The following is a 17,964-nucleotide window of genomic DNA, read 5'->3' on the forward strand; positions in this document are numbered from 1 at the left end:
GCCAAGACCTTTTCTTGGTTTAATAGGGATTCTAATGAATAAAAATTATAAAAGAAGCGTTAAACATTTAGCGATTGCAGTTGGTAGTGTTTTAGCAATAAGTGCATGTGGTGGGGGCAGTAGTAATGAAGACACAAGTACGCCTCCTGTTGTAACGCCGCCTGTTAATAATGCACCAGTAATATCTAGCACAGCCTTAACAGACGCGACAGAAGGGCAGGCATACACCTATACATTAACAGGTACTGATGCCGATAGTGGCGATACACTTACATTAGCGGCACCGACATTACCTGCCTGGCTAAATTTTGATGCCAGTAGCGGCATTCTTAGTGGTACGCCTGGCGAAAACGATATAGGTAGTGCTTCAGTTTCGCTCACCATTAGTGATGGCACAGAAACAGTTACTCAATCGTTTACGATAACCGTTGCAGCTGCACCAAATGAAATGCCAGTTGTGACCAGTACTGCGATTCTTGTAGCTGAAGAAAATGTGGCATATAGTTATACCATTATGGCAACAGATGCCGACAACGATACTCTTACATTTGCCGCAACAACGTTGCCATCTTGGATGTCGTTTGAAGCAAGCACCGGCATCTTAAGTGGTACACCGGCTGTGGGTGATGTTGGTAACAGTGATGTCGTATTGACTGTCAACGATGGTACTGACACCGTTAGTCAAACCTTTACCATTGTTGTGAGTCCTGCTCCGTTTGTAAATACTGCACCTGTTATTACCAGCAATGGATTAACAATGGCAATGGTAAACACAGCCTACACTTACACCATCACCGCAACTGACAGTGACAATGACACCTTAACTTTTTCATCAGTAAGCTTACCTGCTTGGGGAGTATTTGATACTACTACTGGTGTGTTATCTGGTACGCCTGATATAGCCGGTGATTATCCAGTTGAACTAGCGGTTTCAGATGGTACAGACAGCGTTAGTCAGAATTTCACAATTACTGCGACAGCGGCTTCGGCAAATGTGGCTCTGTCTATTTTTGATAACGTAGAGTTGCCTAACTGGGCAACTTGGACGTGTTGTGGCGTAACGCAGGCAACGGTTGTCACCGACGACGCAGATAAAGATCAAGTTGTAGAGTTCACCATTGATAGGGCCGAAAATCAAGGCGGCACTGTAGTAGGCTTTACTGCTCGTGATGGCGATGGCGCAACAAATGGTATGCCATTTGACGCTTCTGCTTTTAGAAACACCGGCACCCTAGTGTTTGACCTTAAACTCGTTACTCAAAGTTCAGGTGGTCCACAAGATTGGTTCTTGAAAGTAGAAAGTGGCGCTGGGCAAGAAGTTCAACTGGGGCTTTCGTCTGCTCAAGAAGGCCATTCAGCACCTGTCTTAGATACTTGGCAGACCTATACTTTTGATTTATCAAGTTTAACAGGCTCATTAGATTTATCAGCGATAGATCTTGTGATGATATTTCCAGCCTTTTCAGCCAATAGTGATGGTACAGTGTTTAGAGTGGATAATGTTCGTATAATGGAAGATGGCGCTACACCTGCTCCACCGCCAAATCCAGGCGGAACACCAACTGATCTAGCACTTACATTATTTGATGATGAAATACTGGCAGAATGGGCCGCATGGACATGTTGTGGCGTGACCCAAGCGAGTTTAGTCACAGACGAAGATAGTGAGCAAGGTCAAGTTACTGAATTCACTATCGACAGAGCCGAAAACCAAGGTGGAACCGTAGTCGGATACACTGCAAGAGATGGTGATGGTGCTGTCAACGGTATGCCCTTTGATGCTTCAGCATTTGCGAGTACTGGGGTAATACAATTTGATCTAAAACTAGTGACGCAAAGCTCTGGCGGCCCTCAAGAGTGGTTTTTGAAAGTTGAAAGTGGTGCAGGACAAGAAGTACAGGTTGCCCTTTCTTCAGCCCAAGAAGCCCATGCGGCTCCAGTATTAGATACATGGCAGACTTACACTTTTAACTTAGCTGATTTACAAGGCAGCTTAGATAAAGGTGCTATTGATTTGGTCATGATATTCCCAGCGTTTTCGCCAAATAGCGATGGTACGGTATTTAGAATCGATAACCTTAAGATATTTAGAGATGGTGCGTCTAGCACTAACCCTACACCTCCTCCGTCTGGAAATGGGCCGGTAACATTAGATTTTGAAGCTGACGGTGCAGGTAACGCTGGCTATACATGGAAAGTTTTTGAAAATGACTCTGACCCAGATTTAGAGATAGTTGCAAATGAGAATCCAGATAGTGTGAATGGTTCAGCAATGGTTGCAAAGTTCACTGCCTTACAAACCGGTAACCCATTTGCAGGCACTGAAACCGATTCAGGACCCACATTTACTCTGGATAATAGCAATAAAATTGTCAGAATAGCGGTGTATAAGACTGTTATTAGTGATGTTGGGATAAAATTTTCGGTGGGCGAAGCTGCTCAACCTGAACTTAAAGTCGCTAACACCAAAATAAATGAATGGGAAGTGCTAACTTTTGACTTCAGTAGTTATATTGGAAGAGCCGAAACTATTGGTATTACTAACGTTATTGTATTCCCTGATTTTAATGCTAGATCACAAGACAATATCGTGTTTTTTGATAACATCACCTTTAGTGAAAACTAAAATAGAATAACTAAAGTAACCAAATTAACCAAAGGGTCAGAGTGCTTGAAATTAATTTCTATGTGATTTTAAGCGCTTTGTCCCCGAGGTTTTATCTGATTAATCCACAATGTTAGACCTGAAGTATCAAATCAAGTGCTTTCATCTCATCTTCGTTTAGTGCTGTATGTTTTTCTGTAGCCATTAGTTCTTCTATTTGTGAGATTTTACTGGCACCGATAATACAAGATGTCACTGACTCTTTAGCATGAAGCCAGCTAATTGCCAATTGTGGTAGTGTTTGCTGCCGAGCTTTTGCAAATTCATTTAGTTTTATAATTGTATTGAGCTTTTCTTGTGTAATTTGCTCGGGTGTTAAAAAACCGTCTGGGTCGCTAGCTCGAGAGTCACTGGGAATACCATTGAGGTATTTGTTCGACAGCATACCCTGTGCCAATGGTGAAAAGGGCACAGTTCCGATACCAGACTGATTTGCGGCACTAAGAACCCTTTCGTTTTCCATTTCACGATCTAGCATATTCAAACGAGGTTGGTGAATTACACATGGCGTACCGAGCTCTTGTAAGATTTTATTCGCTTTCAATAAACCTTCACCATCGTAGTTAGACAAGCCTATATACAAGGCTTTACCCGATTTTACTATATCGCTTAAAGCTTGCATGGTTTCTTGCAAGGGGGTGTTTGGATCGGGTCGGTGATGATAAAAGATATCGACGTAATCCACGTTCATTCGCTGCAAGCTCTGATTGAGACTCGCAATCAAATATTTACGTGAACCCCAATCACCATATGGGCCATCCCACATACCATAGCCAGCCTTTGTAGAAATGATTAATTCATCTCGATATGGTTTGAGTTGAGTATTAAGAACTTGCCCAAAAAACGACTCCGCACTTCCTGGGGGGGGTCCATAATTATTGGCTAAATCAAAGTGGGTAATTCCTAAGTCAAATGCTCTAAGCACCATGTCACGTGCTAGGTCCAGATTATTCTGAGCCCCAAAATTGTGCCATAAACCTAAAGAAACAAATGGCAAGCGCAAACCACTGTTACCACAGCGTTTATATTGACTGTGTTTGTATCTATCTATACTGGCTTGGTAATTTTCCATGAACAAATGCCTATTGAATAAATGCTAATATAAGTGTATTAAAAAAGCTTCATACAACTAAGTATTAGTCTTAATTGACGATGACCACTAAATTCTTATCTAACCTTTTCATCCTGTTGCAAAATTTCTTCAATTTCTTTGTTGAGTGCTTCAGATTCAATTATGCAACCATTATTGTACCTTTGATTAAGCTCTTTTTTCTGAGGAACCTTATATAAATTTCTCTCCAAAACTTCGCTCATATAACAATAATATGGCTTCGTATCTCTTGCAATTTGAAGAACTTGCTCAACTCTCGGGTCAGTCGATTCGATTTCTTCAAAATAACCAAGATTTACAAGATATTTAATTACCATCGCAGACAGGTAGATTTCATGCGTATGTTCTAGTTCTGCTGCTTCTGCGAGAAGTTTTGCGACTGTTTTTCGTTTTTTTATATTATCTGATAAGCCTTCATAAGGATAAGAGATAATCATAAGGGCACTAAACAACTTGCTCATTGACTTTTCTTTTACATTTTGATTCCCCACTTTTCTTAGAATCGTTATACCAAAATACCTTTCTTGCTCGGATGATGGATCTAAACTACTTATCATACCAATATTTATTAAGCTTGATTCATCTCCAAGCAGTGCTGCTTTTCCCCAATAATATTTAGCTACCTTGATATCACCGATTTTCAGTGCACAATTCCCAAGAATTTTATAGTTGCTAAGATTTTCTTCGACCGGAAGTAAGGCCTCATTGATATATTTACTCGCAAGCTCACAGCGCTGATTACTTGGAATATGAGGTTTTGCTAAACTAAATGTTGACTCTTTTCCTTTAATTTCAGCGACGCTAAAGGCAAGTAAAATAATCAGATACGAAATATGTTTCAATGAAGAATCTCCTAATTGTTTAATAAGTCAAGGGGGTCTGGTTTCTTAACCGGCGGATCCGGTATTAAACCCTTAGGGTCTATGCAGTCGCCTTTTGGTCTATCACTACTTGCGTGATAATAAGTAATTACACGAAACTAATTCACGCAAAATAGAAGCTAAGGTAATAGAAAGGAACCCAATAAATGAACAAACTGCAACTGCTGACAAGTCATAACCCGTCAATATTACGATGGCAGTTAAGACGTATATGATGACAAAAACGACTGCAGGATGACATAGGATAGGGGCTTTATCAGAGATTCTTTGGGCTTTCATGTTTTATTCCAAGTTTTGCAAAAAATCTGAGTTCTTTTATTCAAGCGGAGCGTTAATTAGATTTACTTTCCATATATCACCTTCTTTTTGCATTATTATTTGTATCGTGGTTTTTTTCCCGTCGGTAAAAATAACGTCAAATTTCAATGAAGATATAAGGGTACCTCCTTCTCCTTCATAAAACTGAAGGTTGGAAAATGAAAACGTTGAATATTCTCCCCATATTTCATAAAAGTCCTGCCTAAACAGCAAATACTCTTTTTTACTTAAATTTTCCTGGGCTCTTGAGGAAAAGCGTTTATATTGATTCGGTTGTCCTTGATTCAAAAATGAATGAACAATATCGTACGTTGTCACTGATAACTTCGGATATTTTTCCTCGTTTACAATATGATAATCGATTAGCCAGTATACTAAACTTTCAAAATATTTTTTTGTAGCATCAAGAACATCCTTATCCTTAAAATATGTTAAATCATAAACGATTCTAACAGAAGCAATGTGTTCAGAGTTATCAATATCAAAACCTAATTCAACATAATTCAAATGCTCTTTATTGATTTCGTATTTTTTGTTGATGAGATAATTGAAATCATAATTTAACAACGCCGCCAATAGATTCACATTTTGCTCGTGACTTTCATAAACATTTACTCTAATGTCTTGGATGTCTAATTTTTCATAATTCGTACATGACGTAATCAACAACATATAAAAAAGTACAAAGGAAATTCTTTCCACATTCAACCTCATAAAATACCGCAATGCTAATCTAATTTAATTTGATACCCTAGCATGAATTTAAAAATTAAAAATAATCCAAATCGTTTATCAAATAAATAACTGTCTACTATTAATAGTTTAAAATATATCAGCCAGAACAGAATATATGTCATTAAAAACATTTCCTGAATGAAGCGCTTCGCCCACCGCAAGAGTGACACTTCCTGAAGCAAGAAATCTAAAGAACATTTCCCCATTCGTGTGTCAAAATGTAGCACTATTAAATGTTACTTAGCAATACTTACCGACAGATGAATACCTCTTTAGGCCTTTAAAACAGTGTGTCTTGGTGTTATTTTAGACAATAAAAAAGGCTGAAAAATCAGCCTTCGTTATTTAAAGTGGTGGAGCTGGGGGGAATTGAACCCCCGTCCAGAAAGCGTCAGCCCTCGGTACTACATGCTTAGTCTATTATTATTCTCGTAAGCAAGCTGCGAATAGACACGCCACTTAAATACATACCTGAATTAGTTTTAATGCTTCATCTCTCAGGCGGGAGATTCCACACGATCCTGTTTGGGTTTGACTCTTCGAACTCCCCGTCTTACAGAAAAAAGCTAGGGCGAAGAGGCTCTATGCAGGTTATTAAGCTGCTAGTGCGTAGTTTTCGTCGTTTGCGACTATTTTTTTGCGGCTTTTTAAAGAGGCCAACCGCACCTCTGCATGCACCTAAAACATCATTGAATCCTGTCGAATCCAAAACAGCCCCAGTGTTTCAACTATGATAGCACAAGCCCAAGGCTCGATACTATTAATGTTTCATCAAGCGTTCTTTTTGCCGAGACCATTCGCGATCTTTAATATCATTGCGCTTATCATGGTCTTGCTTGCCGCGAGCTAGATAAATCTCTAGTTTTACCCAACATGCTTTCCAATACATCGCCGTAGCAACAATCGTCAAACCTTGACGGTCTAAGCCGCCCATTAATTCTTCGATTTCACGTTTGTTTAGCAAAAGTTTACGAGTACGAGTTGGGTCGCAAATCACGTGCGACGATGCTTCACTTAATGGTTGTATGCGAATATTAGTGACAAATGCCTCACCATTATTGACGTAAACATAAGCGTCGGTAATATTGGCTTTACCCGCTCTTATGCTTTTGACTTCCCACCCTTGCAGCTCTAAGCCAGCTTCAAATTTACTTGTTAGATGATAGTCGTGACGCGCCTTTTTATTTCGGGCAATCGTGTTATTGTTATTTTGTTTCTTCTTCATGCGCGGTATTATAGCCGCGAATGCAGATGGATGTCTCTAACATCCCACTTTATTTTGAGGAATAATTGCAGTTTAGATATGCCAAGTATTAATAAAAGCGCATTGGTGCCATATAGCGCCAAACAAATGTATGATTTAGTCAACGATGTAGCGGCTTACCAAAGCTTTTTACCTGGTTGCAAAACCAGTAATGTTTTGTTGGAAAATGAAACTAGTATGCAAGCAGAAATGATTTTATCAAAGGCCAACTTTGAACAGCGCTTGGTAACCGAAAACACACTGATTCCAGGGCGCTCTATTGATATGAATTTACTTGAAGGGCCCTTTGATACATTTTCTGGTATTTGGATTTTTACCCCATTATCTGACGAAGCCTGCAAAATAGAACTAAATATGGCATTTACGTTTTCTAATATGTTGGTCGACATGGCATTCGGCAAGCTCTTTAAAAGTATTACCAGCAATATGGTAAAAGCGTTTACGCAGCGCGCGAAAGAGGTCTATTAAAATGTCGAACAATATCACGATTGAGATTACCTATGCTCTACCCGAAAAACAGACTTTACTCGCTATTTCGGTAGAGGAAAATTGCACAGTCGAGAAAGCTATTGAGCAATCTGGCATACTGCAACTTCATACTGATATCGATTTAGCAGTCAATAAAGTGGGTATTTGGTATAAAACTACAAAACTAAACACAGTATTAAAAAGCGGTGACCGTATTGAAATTTATCGGCCATTAATTGCTGATCCAAAAGAGGTACGCAAACGCCGAGCTGAAAAAGCCAAAGACGAGGGCCGCGCAAACAGAGTGACGGGCGGTAAAGCTAAAACCAACTAGGCTAGTACTTTCTGCGCTGTAAACCCGTTGTAGCGAGAATTTTGGCAGAAATTTCTTCAACCGAAAACGATGTACTATTTAGAAACGGTATCATTTCTTTTCGGTACAAATTTTCTACTTCTCTTAATTCCATCCTGCATTGCTTAATAGACGCATAACGGCTGTTGGCTCTGCGTTCAGAACGTATTTCTTGCAGTCTATCGGCACCTATTGTTAAACCAAATAGTTTGTTTTTAAATCTGCGCAATATTGGCGGTAGTTTTAGAATATCCCCCATATCGTCCTCAGTAAAAGGATAATTTGCGGCTTTAATACCATATTGCAAAGCTAGATATAAACTCGTTGGGGTTTTGCCAGAACGAGACACGCCTACTAAAATAATATCGGCTTCTTGATAATCTTTTAAGTTAGATCCATCATCATTTGCAAGGGCATAGTTAACCGCTTCAATGCGAATATCATAGGTTTTTTCATGCATAGAATGGGTGCGATGTTTTTCGGGCTTAGAAGGCACACCAATTACTTTTTCAAGCGGCGCAACAAATTGGTCAAGAAATTTATAATTAATACCTACAGAATGACTAATAATTCGACCAATGTCTAAGTTAACCATGGTATAAAAAACAAGCGGTCGCTCACCTGTTTTTTCATAAGCGCGTTTTATTTGTTCAATTACCTCTAAAGCATGTTGTTCGGTTTCAACAAAAGGGATAGTGAAATGTTCGAATTCAATTGGAAATAGGGACAATAAAGCATGCCCAAAAACCTCTGAAGTTATAGCGGTTCCGTCTGATATGTAAAATGCAGCGCGCACAACATCTCCTTAACATTGTTGTAATTTTCTTACGAAAAAAAATAAATTTTACTTTCAAATGAAAGCCAATTTACAATCCACATAGCTAACGTAGCACAGATTAAGCAATTTGTTGCTCATATTGTAAACTTTCAATTTAAACTACTCATATGCGATAAACGCGGAGGCTCAAACAGTGCAAGATTATGTTCTTTGGTATCAAGATTTAGGCATGGATGACGTAAATAGAGTCGGTGGTAAAAACGCCTCTTTGGGTGAAATGATATCAAATCTTTCAAATGCTGGCGTGCAAGTACCGGGTGGTTTTGCTACTACGGCCTATGCATTTAATCTCTTTTTAGAAAAAAGTGGTGTTGAAGCAAAGATTTATGCGCTTTTAGATGCATTGGATGTAGATGACGTAAATGCGCTTGCAAAGGCAGGTGAGCAAATCCGCCAATGGATTTTAGATACGCCGTTTCAACAAGAATTAGAAGATGCTATCAAAGGCGCTTTTGAAACACTCTGTGCAGATGCGGGTGACGAAGCATCTTTTGCTGTTCGCTCTTCGGCTACTGCTGAAGACATGCCTGATGCCTCGTTTGCAGGACAACAAGAGACTTTTTTGAATGTTAAAGGTTACGATTCTGTTTTAGTCGCCATTAAGCATGTGTTTGCTTCTTTATTTAACGATCGCGCTATTTCGTATCGGGTACATCAGGGCTATGATCACAAAGGAGTTGCCTTAAGTGCTGGAATTCAACGCATGGTGCGCAGTGATTTATCAGCATCTGGTGTTATGTTTACTATTGATACAGAGTCTGGTTTTGAGGATGTGGTGTTTATCACCAGTTCTTATGGATTGGGTGAGATGGTTGTTCAAGGCGCAGTGAACCCTGACGAATTTTACGTACATAAACCGACATTGAGTAATGGTAAGCCAGCCGTTTTGCGACGAAATATTGGTAGCAAATTAACCAAAATGATTTATTCAGATGATCTCGAGCATGGCAAGCAAGTTGATATTGTAGATATTGATAAATCTGACAGTGTTCAGTTTTCAATCAATGACGAAGAAGTTATGGAGCTTGCAAAACAGGCCATGATAATTGAACAACATTATAAACGTCCAATGGATATAGAATGGGCCAAAGATGGTGTAGACGGTAAATTATATATTGTGCAAGCACGACCAGAAACTGTTCGTAGTCGAGAAGATATGCAAGTTATTGAGCGTTTCCAACTAAACGGTAAAGCTAGTCTGATTTGTGAAGGCAGAGCCATTGGTCACAAAATTGGTGCGGGTAAGGCAAAAGTTTTAGGCTCTATTGCTGAAATGGACAAAATTGAGCTTGGCGATGTGTTGGTTACCGACATGACGGATCCTGACTGGGAACCCATTATGAAAAAAGCCTCGGCCATCGTTACTAACAGAGGAGGAAGAACTTGTCATGCTGCAATTATAGCGCGTGAAATGGGTATTCCTGCTGTAGTAGGGTGTACCGATGCTACCGACGCTATTAACACAGGTGACGAAGTCACTGTTTCATGTGCAGAAGGTGATACAGGGTATATCTATAATAAGGTACTTGATTTTGAGGTAACGACTTCACGTATAGATGCTATGCCTGATTTACCTCTCAAAGTGATGATGAACGTGGGCAACCCCGACAGAGCCTTTGATTTTGGCCGCTTACCCCATGAAGGCGTAGGTTTAGCTCGATTAGAATTTATTATTAACCGAATGATTGGTGTGCATCCAAAGGCTTTACTAAATTTTGACGAACAACCTGATGACGTGAAGGAAGAAATCAATGATTTAATGGCCGGTTATGCATCGCCAGTAGAGTTTTATATTGAAAAACTAGTTGAAGGCATTGCTTCAATTGGTGCTGCGTTTTCCCCTAAAAAGGTGATTGTAAGAATGTCAGACTTTAAGTCTAACGAGTATTTTAACCTTGTTGGTGGATACCAATACGAACCTCATGAAGAAAATCCCATGCTAGGTTTCAGAGGTGCAAGTCGTTATATTTCGGAAAGCTTCAGAGATTGTTTTGCTTTGGAATGTGAAGCCATAAAACGTGTCAGAAACAAGATGGGATTAACTAATGTTGAGATTATGATCCCCTTTGTAAGGACAGTAGAAGAAGGCCAGAAAGTTATTGAACTGTTAGCTGAACAGGGCCTAAAACAAGGTGAGGAAGGGTTACGCGTAATCATGATGTGCGAGCTACCTTCTAACGCATTACTTGCTGACCAGTTTTTAGACATCTTTGACGGCTTCTCAATTGGTTCAAACGACCTGACACAATTAACTCTTGGACTAGACCGTGACTCAGGCCTAATTGCTCACCTGTTTGATGAACGCAACGACGCAATTAAAGCTTTATTATCGATGGCCATAAAAGCTGCTAAGGCTCGCGGTAAATACGTGGGAATATGTGGTCAGGGACCGTCTGATCATGAAGATTTTGCTGCTTGGTTAGTTGAGCAAGGTATCGATAGCGTATCGCTTAATCCAGATACGGTCGTTGAAACGTGGTTATATTTGGCAGAATCGCAAAAAAACTGTACTTAAAGACTAAATTTAGGGCATTAAAAAAGCGAGCAGTCGATGACTAGCTCGCTTTTTTTGAATGATAAAATGTCTATGTGCGTAAATAACGCTACCATTCTACTTTGAGAGCGACTACGATTTGGCCTCTTGCGCCATTCTCTTGTCTAACTCTTTTAATTTCAATACTTTACAGTCCATTGATTTCTCAAAATTTTTCCTTCCCATATAAGCAACGGGGGCGTATGGGTGTCTACGCTTAAATGCTTCTTTGAATAACTTAATCATCGTTTCTCCTTGTCAACGCTGTGATAGTAACATATCTTGAGCGTAATTGCTTGATTATATTGATTTTATAATTTGCAATGATTGATTTAACTTACTTCTTCTCTTGATGTATCGGCAAAAATTAGAATGCACTTAATTGTGTAAATATTAAACAGTTGTGAAGGTGGAAATCAGTTGTAAAGAAATTTTGGCTATAAATTGATAGAAAATAATATGGAATTGGCTTTAGTCACTAAAAATCAGTCTGTATACTGTTGCCTCGACAAGTAGGAGCACCTGATTGAACGCACTCCCTAAATTATTACCTGACTCTCATTTAAATGAGACGACATTAGATTATGTAAATGCCCTGAAAAATAGCGATTACCAAGGCGATATTGAGTATTCTTATTCTAGTCGTTTAGCGGTTGCCACTGACAATTCTATTTATCAAAAAATGCCTCAAGCGGTTTTGCACCCCAGAAACCTAGCTGATTTACAACTTTTGGCAGAAACAGCAAAAGATATGCCTGAGATTACCTTTAGCGCCAGAGGCGGTGGCACGGGTACCAATGGTCAATCATTGACGCCTGGAGTAGTGGTCGACACGTCGCGATACATGAATGCGATTATTGAGCTCAATATAGAACAAGAATGGGTCAAAGTGCAATCGGGCTTAGTAAAAGATGCTTTAAATGACTATTTAGCTCCATATGGTTATTTTTTCGCTCCCGATTTATCTACTAGCAACCGCGCAACGATTGGCGGTATGGTGAGCACCGATGCTTCAGGTCAAGGATCTTTGGTCTACGGTAAAACCAGCGATCATTTACTTGCCTTGACTGCTGTTTTAGCTAATGGCGACATACTTAATACAGCACCGCTTAATAAAACCGAAGCCCAAAAACTGGCACAAGAGAAGAGCATGATTGGTGAAATTTACCACCAAGCTCTAAGTACTTGTGTAGAAAAACGCAGTCAAATTATAGCTAAATTCCCGCGGTTAAATCGATTTTTAACGGGTTATGATCTTGAACACACTTTTGACGATAAAGCAGAAACAATAGATGTAGGTCGACTTATCGCAGGGGCTGAAGGTTCGCTTGCATTTATTGCTGAGGTCAAATTAAACATAAGCAAAATACCATCATATACCAAGTTGGTAAATATCAAATATGATGATTTTGAATCGGCACTTCGTCATGCGCCAAGCATGATAGCCGCTAACGCGACATCGGTAGAAACAGTTGACAGTAAAGTGCTTAATTTAGCGCGTACCGACTTATCTTGGAGTTCAGTTGCAACTTTGATTGAAGATGTGCCAAATAAAACCATGAATGGCTTAAACATGGTTGAATACAATAGCGAATCAGAGCAAGAGATAAGCGCTAAAATCAAAGAACTAGGTGACAGATTAAACAGCGAGATTCAACAAAATAACAAAAATGGTGTCATCGGATTTCAAGTCATTGACAGCCGGGTTGATATTAAAAAGATTTACGCCATGCGCAAAAAGGCTGTTGGTTTACTGGGTAAAACTAAAGGACGGAAAAAACCACTCGCTTTTACCGAAGATACTGCTGTTCCGCCAGAAAATCTTGCCGACTTTATTATGGAGTTTCGAGATTTGCTCGACTCCCATGGTTTGGAATATGGGATGTTTGGGCATGTTGATGCCGGTGTCTTGCACGTTCGACCAGCTTTGGATTTATGCGATCCCGAGCAAGAATTACTATTAGAGAAAATTTCTGATCAAGTGGTTAGTCTAGTCGCCAAATACGGAGGGCTTATGTGGGGCGAGCATGGCAAAGGCTATCGCAGCCAATATGCACAAGCCTTTTTTGGCGACGATTTATACCACGAAATCTGTAAAATTAAGGCTGTTTTTGATCCTTTAAACAAAATGAATCCGGGTAAAATTGCTGTTCCAGCTAATACTGATCACACATTAGTACAAGTCAGTGATCAAAAACGAGCTACTTTCGATAGACAAATTCCTATTTCTTTTAAAAACGAATTTGAAAGTGCCATGAGTTGTAACGGCAATGGATTATGTTTTAACTATGACACCAAATCGCCAATGTGTCCGTCGAGCAAAATTACTGCTGACCGTCGTCATAGTCCAAAAGGCCGGGCAGGGCTGATAAGAGAATGGTTGTTTCAGCTAGCAAAACTCGACTCTGCTGTTACTAAGCAAACTATTTCTCCATCATCATTCAAAAGTAATATATACAAACGAATTTGGAATAGTTTATTCAGCAAAACTGATTTTAATCATGAAGTGTTTGATGCAATGAATGGCTGCTTGGCTTGTAAATCTTGTTCATCGCAATGTCCGGTTGGGGTTGATGTTCCAGATTTCAGGTCAAAATTTTTAGCCATTTATTATTCTCGTTATATGCGTCCCATGAAGGATTACTTCGTCGCAAAAGTAGAAACACTTGCTCCCTTGATGGCAAAGTCACCTCGATTTTTTAATTCACTTACAGATTTTGCACCTTCAAAATGGCTGTTAAAAAATGTTGTCGGTTACGTCGATACTCCCTTGCTTTCGTCGCCCACTTTAAAAGCGCAAGTTCAAGACAGTGCCTTATATTTAACATCACAAGCGTCACTAGAGGTGCTTATGAAAATGCCACAAGAGCAGCGAGATAAGCATGTTTTGATTGTGCAAGATCCATTTACATCGTTTTACGATGCTGAAATTGTGGTTTCACTGGTTAAATTCATTCAAAAAATACAGAAAACACCTGTTATTTTGCCTTTCTCACCGAATGGAAAACCGCAACATGTAAAAGGTTTTTTAACTGCTTTTGCAAAAACCGCAGGTACTACGTCTACATTTCTCAATGAAGTTGCAAAACTAGGTATCCCAATGGTAGGGGCCGATGCATCCTTAGTACTTTGTTATCGTGATGAATACAAAAAGTGCTTAGGCGATTCTAAAGTGAATTTTAAGGTGCTGACAATAAGCGAATGGTTAAAAGATGGAAATAGTCTGAACGGCATTAAAGTTTGTAGCCAAAACAACCCAAAACATAGCTATAAGCTGTTGAGTCATTGCTCAGAAAAAACCGCTTTACCAGAGAGTGAAAAAGATTGGCAGCATGCGTTTGCTCAATGTGGACTTGATCTTGACATAGTCTCAGTAGGATGTTGCGGAATGGCAGGTACCTATGGGCATGAATTAGAACATTTGGATAACTCTAGAGGAATCTACGATTTAAGTTGGAAACAAACTATCGATTTATCTGAAAGCACTCAAATTTTGGCCACAGGTTATTCATGCCGAAGTCAAGTAAAACGTATAGATAACTTTAGGCCAAAACATCCTATCGAGGTTTTAGCTTCTGTCATTTCGTGAATGAGTAAATGCTTGGAATCCGCGCATACTAATATGACTACTCAGTGCGGTAAATTAATAATTTGAAGACCTAGGCGACTGCCTTGAATGAAAGGGAAATGTTGAAAAACACGGTGGCAGTATATCGTTAATGCCGATTACTCTCTGCCACTGTGTCGGACTTTATTACAGGTATATCAGAAGATTGGCTTTCTAACATAAGCCATCTACTCACTAACTGCGACTTGTTTTAGTTTAATCACCTTGGCTATTCTACTATTACTGCCAGTTTGACTGGGAATCAAGTCTACAATTGGTAGCAATTCTATTTGTGGTAATGCAAGTTGATTGCTTTCATCGTTATGCTGACCAATGATTTCAATCAGGTCTTGTTTATTAAGTTTTTGAGCAAGTACGCTATCATTTTTAATGTCATTAAAAATGTTCGACTGTTCTATCGGGGGAGATGCAAAACTTGAAGCTGACAGTACGATACCAGCAATTATAAATATTGATTTCATTTAGATTTCCTAAAGGTTAAAATAATTGATATAAAATAAACGTTAAATTTACTAATGTTTAAATTTTAATTAACATCTGTAAATTATTGATAATAAATAAATTAATTTACTTATCACGTACAATATTACGGTCATTTCCAATAATAGTTTAACGAAATTTATTGATATTATTGATTAGAAAAACTAATCTATAACGAACCGACAGGAAATAGCCTAATGCTTAAAAGATTACCGCCACTCAATGCAATAAAAGCCTTTGAATCCGCAGCACGTCATTTAAGTTTTACAAAAGCAGCAGATGAGCTGTTTGTGACCCAAGCTGCGGTGAGTCATCAAATCAAAAGTCTTGAAAATTATTTATCGATTAAATTATTCCACAGAAAAAATCGTTCGTTGTTGTTGACCGAAGAGGGGCAGTCTTATTTTCATGAATTGAGAGATATATTTATTCATTTACAAGAAGCTACCGAAAGGCTCACTGAAATGAGTGCGAAGGGCACAATAACAATTGCAACACCGCCAAGTTTCGCTAGTCATTGGTTGGTGCCAAAGTTACACCTGTTTTCGGTACTTCATCCTGATATAGATGTGCGAATAAAGGCCGTTGATTTAGATGACGGTTTCCTTGATGACTCGGTTGATATAGCTGTTTACTATGGGCTTGGGAATTGGCCGAATTTGCACTCAATTCAATTATTAAAAGAATATTTAACCCCAATGTGCTCACCACTTTTATTGCAAGGGAACAAGCTTGGTAATTTACTCGATTTAAAAGACCATCGTTTATTGCACGACAATACTCGAGTTGTGTGGAAAAATTGGTTATCACATTTTAAAGTAAAGGGTATAAACGTAAATCAAGGTCCGATTTTTTCTCATACTATGTTAGTTTTACAAGCAGCCTCTAATGGTCAAGGAGTTGCTTTGTCTGGCACTGTATTAGCCAAGCCTGACATTTTAAGCGGTCGGTTGGTTTGTCCTTTTGACGAAAAAATAGAATCGAAAAATAGCTATTATTTAGTTTGTAAAAGTACGCAAGCGGAAAACAGCAAAATCAATACTTTTTCAGATTGGATGTTAGAGCAGGCGAGGGAATAAATGAAATCGAGTTACCATTGGATCATAGTCGGTGCTGTTTTTGCTTTCTGTGCAGTAGGCATAGGTGCTTTTGCGGCTCATGGGCTTAAAAATATTTTAACAGAATACCAGTTAGGTATTGTTGATACCGCTGCTAAGTATCAGATGTATCATGCTTTGGCGATCTTGTTGAGTGTTAGTTTGCTCAAATCTGATGTTCGTGCTGTTAATGTAGTAAATAGTTGCTTCTCTGCTGGAGTTTTTCTGTTTAGCGGCAGTTTGTATGCTTTAGCGTTAAGCGGCATAAAAACATTTGCCTACTTTACGCCGATTGGAGGCTTGTTATTTTTAATTGCTTGGTTGGCTTTTATATTGTTTGCGTACCAACTTAGTCAGAAAGAAAAGCAATCTTAAATGGAGTTAATATTTTACTGTCGTTCGGGTTATGAAGCCGACTTGTTGGCTGAATTACAAGATAAGCTCGCTATCAACAACCATTATGGTTATGGGAAGTTTAATAAAAACGATGCCCTGGTGAGGTTTCACCTAAATAAACAAAATCCTGACCATATTCAGTCGATTAACGAAATAACGCGGTTGAATGCAAAATTACCCAAATTTAGCGAGTTGATTTTTGCGCGACAAAAGTTGTTCCTATTAAGCGATATTGCTTTTAAAACTGACAATAGAGTCGCTGAAATTCTGGCTTATTTACAAATGGCTTGTCCTAAGCAAAGCTTTTCCGAAGTGTTTGTTGAGTATGCTGAAAATGAAAAAAATAAAAAAATAGCAAAGTTTTGTAAAAAATTTTTAGTGCCCTTGAGAACGGCTCTACGAAAGTTGAATTTATTAACTCCGATAGGAAATGACACAAAATCATCTGTACGTTTGCACGCAATATTTGAAACCAGTGCTAACTGCACCTTAGCGATTAGCATTGTTAATGACAGTAGCAGCAACCCAATGGGGATAAAACGTCTTAAAATGCCGCAGGAAGCGCCTAGTAGGTCTACTCTTAAGTTAGAAGAAGCATTACTCTTATTTTTTAGCCAAAATCAACAAACCGCGTTATTTACAAAAGGTATGCGCGCTGTTGATCTTGGCGCATGTCCTGGCGGCTGGACTTATCAATTAATAAAAAGGAATATTATTGTTGAGGCCGTTGATCATGGCGAAATCGCAGAAAATTTATTGCAAACAGGGCTTGTAGAATATTACTCTCAAGATGGCTTTTTATATGAACCTCAGCAAGGAAACGTAGATTGGTTAGTTTGCGATATGCTCGAACAACCCAGTCGTGTTGCTGACTTAATGCTCAAATGGCTGGTGTCGCGCAAGGCAAATGCGGCGATATTTAACCTTAAGTTACCGATGGCAAAGCGCTATAAGGTAGTTAGTGTTATCCTACAAAATATTAAAAACACCTTGTCTACACATTTTGAAGAATATCATTTTGCAGCAAAACAGCTTTATCACAATAGAGATGAAATAAGCATAGTAATTATTACCAATACTCAGTTGTTAAAAGCTTTAGCAAAACCAAATTAAATTAAAGATTTGTCGACTGTTTTCTTAGTTTTTGCTCATTATTGGAGTGAATTATCGACTAGTTTCAAAAATAAACTCTAAAGTG

General features: G+C 38.9%; 16 protein-coding genes and 1 other RNA gene. 8 read left to right on the plus strand and 9 right to left on the minus strand.

Annotation, left to right across the window (positions count from 1 at the left end; genetic code table 11):
* Positions 1 to 34 precede the first annotated feature (34 nt).
* A complete protein-coding gene (locus tag RM552_RS04485; protein ID WP_311367580.1) occupies positions 35 to 2,626 on the plus strand; it encodes a putative Ig domain-containing protein in 2,592 nt (863 codons plus the stop codon).
* Positions 2,627 to 2,738: 112 nt separating this feature from the next.
* On the opposite strand, the gene RM552_RS04490 is transcribed toward RM552_RS04485, so the two are convergent.
* The 6 genes from RM552_RS04490 to smpB form a co-directional block, all read right to left on the minus strand.
* The gene (locus tag RM552_RS04490) at positions 2,739 to 3,737 is read right to left on the minus strand and encodes an aldo/keto reductase (RefSeq protein ID WP_311367581.1); all 999 of its coding nucleotides are present in this window, start codon (positions 3,735 to 3,737) and stop codon (positions 2,739 to 2,741) included.
* A 95-nt stretch (positions 3,738 to 3,832) separates the two neighbouring features.
* A complete protein-coding gene (locus RM552_RS04495) occupies positions 3,833 to 4,618 on the minus strand; it encodes a hypothetical protein (RefSeq protein ID WP_311367582.1) in 786 nt (261 codons plus the stop codon).
* A gap of 105 nt (positions 4,619 to 4,723) precedes the next feature.
* Positions 4,724 to 4,936, minus strand: a complete 213-nt coding sequence (locus tag RM552_RS04500; protein WP_311367583.1) for a hypothetical protein — start codon at positions 4,934 to 4,936, stop codon at positions 4,724 to 4,726.
* A 36-nt stretch (positions 4,937 to 4,972) separates the two neighbouring features.
* Positions 4,973 to 5,677, minus strand: coding sequence for a hypothetical protein (locus RM552_RS04505; RefSeq protein ID WP_311367584.1), 705 nt, complete (start codon positions 5,675 to 5,677; stop codon positions 4,973 to 4,975).
* A gap of 384 nt (positions 5,678 to 6,061) precedes the next feature.
* Positions 6,062 to 6,428: a transfer-messenger RNA gene (gene ssrA, locus RM552_RS04510) on the minus strand.
* 42 nt (positions 6,429 to 6,470) lie between these two features.
* Positions 6,471 to 6,935 (minus strand): SsrA-binding protein SmpB, encoded by a 465-nt coding sequence (gene smpB / locus RM552_RS04515; RefSeq protein WP_311367585.1) that lies wholly within the window; start codon positions 6,933 to 6,935, stop codon positions 6,471 to 6,473.
* A gap of 78 nt (positions 6,936 to 7,013) precedes the next feature.
* Here smpB and RM552_RS04520 point away from each other — a divergent pair, with 78 nt between their 5' ends.
* Positions 7,014 to 7,442, plus strand: a complete 429-nt coding sequence (locus RM552_RS04520; protein ID WP_311367586.1) for a type II toxin-antitoxin system RatA family toxin — start codon at positions 7,014 to 7,016, stop codon at positions 7,440 to 7,442.
* Position 7,443: 1 nt separating this feature from the next.
* A complete protein-coding gene (locus tag RM552_RS04525; RefSeq protein ID WP_311367587.1) occupies positions 7,444 to 7,776 on the plus strand; it encodes an RnfH family protein in 333 nt (110 codons plus the stop codon).
* Between the two features lies 1 nt (position 7,777).
* On the opposite strand, the gene ppsR is transcribed toward RM552_RS04525, so the two are convergent.
* The gene (gene ppsR, locus RM552_RS04530) at positions 7,778 to 8,590 is read right to left on the minus strand and encodes a posphoenolpyruvate synthetase regulatory kinase/phosphorylase PpsR (RefSeq protein WP_311367588.1); all 813 of its coding nucleotides are present in this window, start codon (positions 8,588 to 8,590) and stop codon (positions 7,778 to 7,780) included.
* Positions 8,591 to 8,765: 175 nt separating this feature from the next.
* On the opposite strand from ppsR, the gene ppsA reads away from it, so the two are divergent.
* Entirely contained in the window at positions 8,766 to 11,147 is a 2,382-nt protein-coding gene (gene ppsA / locus RM552_RS04535) for a phosphoenolpyruvate synthase (RefSeq protein WP_311367589.1), read from the plus strand.
* 111 nt (positions 11,148 to 11,258) lie between these two features.
* On the opposite strand, the gene RM552_RS04540 is transcribed toward ppsA, so the two are convergent.
* Positions 11,259 to 11,411: a hypothetical protein gene (locus tag RM552_RS04540; RefSeq protein ID WP_311367590.1), complete on the minus strand. Its 153-nt coding sequence runs from the start codon at positions 11,409 to 11,411 to the stop codon at positions 11,259 to 11,261.
* A gap of 280 nt (positions 11,412 to 11,691) precedes the next feature.
* On the opposite strand from RM552_RS04540, the gene ydiJ reads away from it, so the two are divergent.
* Positions 11,692 to 14,754 (plus strand): D-2-hydroxyglutarate dehydrogenase YdiJ, encoded by a 3,063-nt coding sequence (gene ydiJ / locus RM552_RS04545; RefSeq protein ID WP_311367591.1) that lies wholly within the window; start codon positions 11,692 to 11,694, stop codon positions 14,752 to 14,754.
* Between the two features lie 206 nt (positions 14,755 to 14,960).
* Here the strand turns inward: ydiJ and RM552_RS04550 are convergent, their stop codons facing one another.
* A complete protein-coding gene (locus RM552_RS04550; protein WP_311367592.1) occupies positions 14,961 to 15,254 on the minus strand; it encodes a hypothetical protein in 294 nt (97 codons plus the stop codon).
* Positions 15,255 to 15,470: 216 nt separating this feature from the next.
* On the opposite strand from RM552_RS04550, the gene RM552_RS04555 reads away from it, so the two are divergent.
* From RM552_RS04555 to rlmM, 3 genes are read left to right on the plus strand one after another with little or no spacing between them, the layout of a single operon-like run.
* Positions 15,471 to 16,352, plus strand: a complete 882-nt coding sequence (locus RM552_RS04555; protein WP_311367593.1) for a transcriptional regulator GcvA — start codon at positions 15,471 to 15,473, stop codon at positions 16,350 to 16,352.
* Positions 16,353 to 16,745 carry a DUF423 domain-containing protein gene (locus RM552_RS04560; protein WP_311367594.1) on the plus strand — a complete coding sequence of 131 codons (393 nt, stop codon included), beginning with the start codon at positions 16,353 to 16,355 and terminating at the stop codon, positions 16,743 to 16,745.
* Entirely contained in the window at positions 16,746 to 17,879 is a 1,134-nt protein-coding gene (rlmM, locus tag RM552_RS04565) for a 23S rRNA (cytidine(2498)-2'-O)-methyltransferase RlmM (protein ID WP_311367595.1), read from the plus strand.
* Positions 17,880 to 17,964 lie beyond the last annotated feature (85 nt).

Source organism: Glaciecola petra (assembly GCF_031846345.1).
In the GTDB taxonomy this organism is placed as follows: domain Bacteria; phylum Pseudomonadota; class Gammaproteobacteria; order Enterobacterales; family Alteromonadaceae; genus Glaciecola; species Glaciecola petra.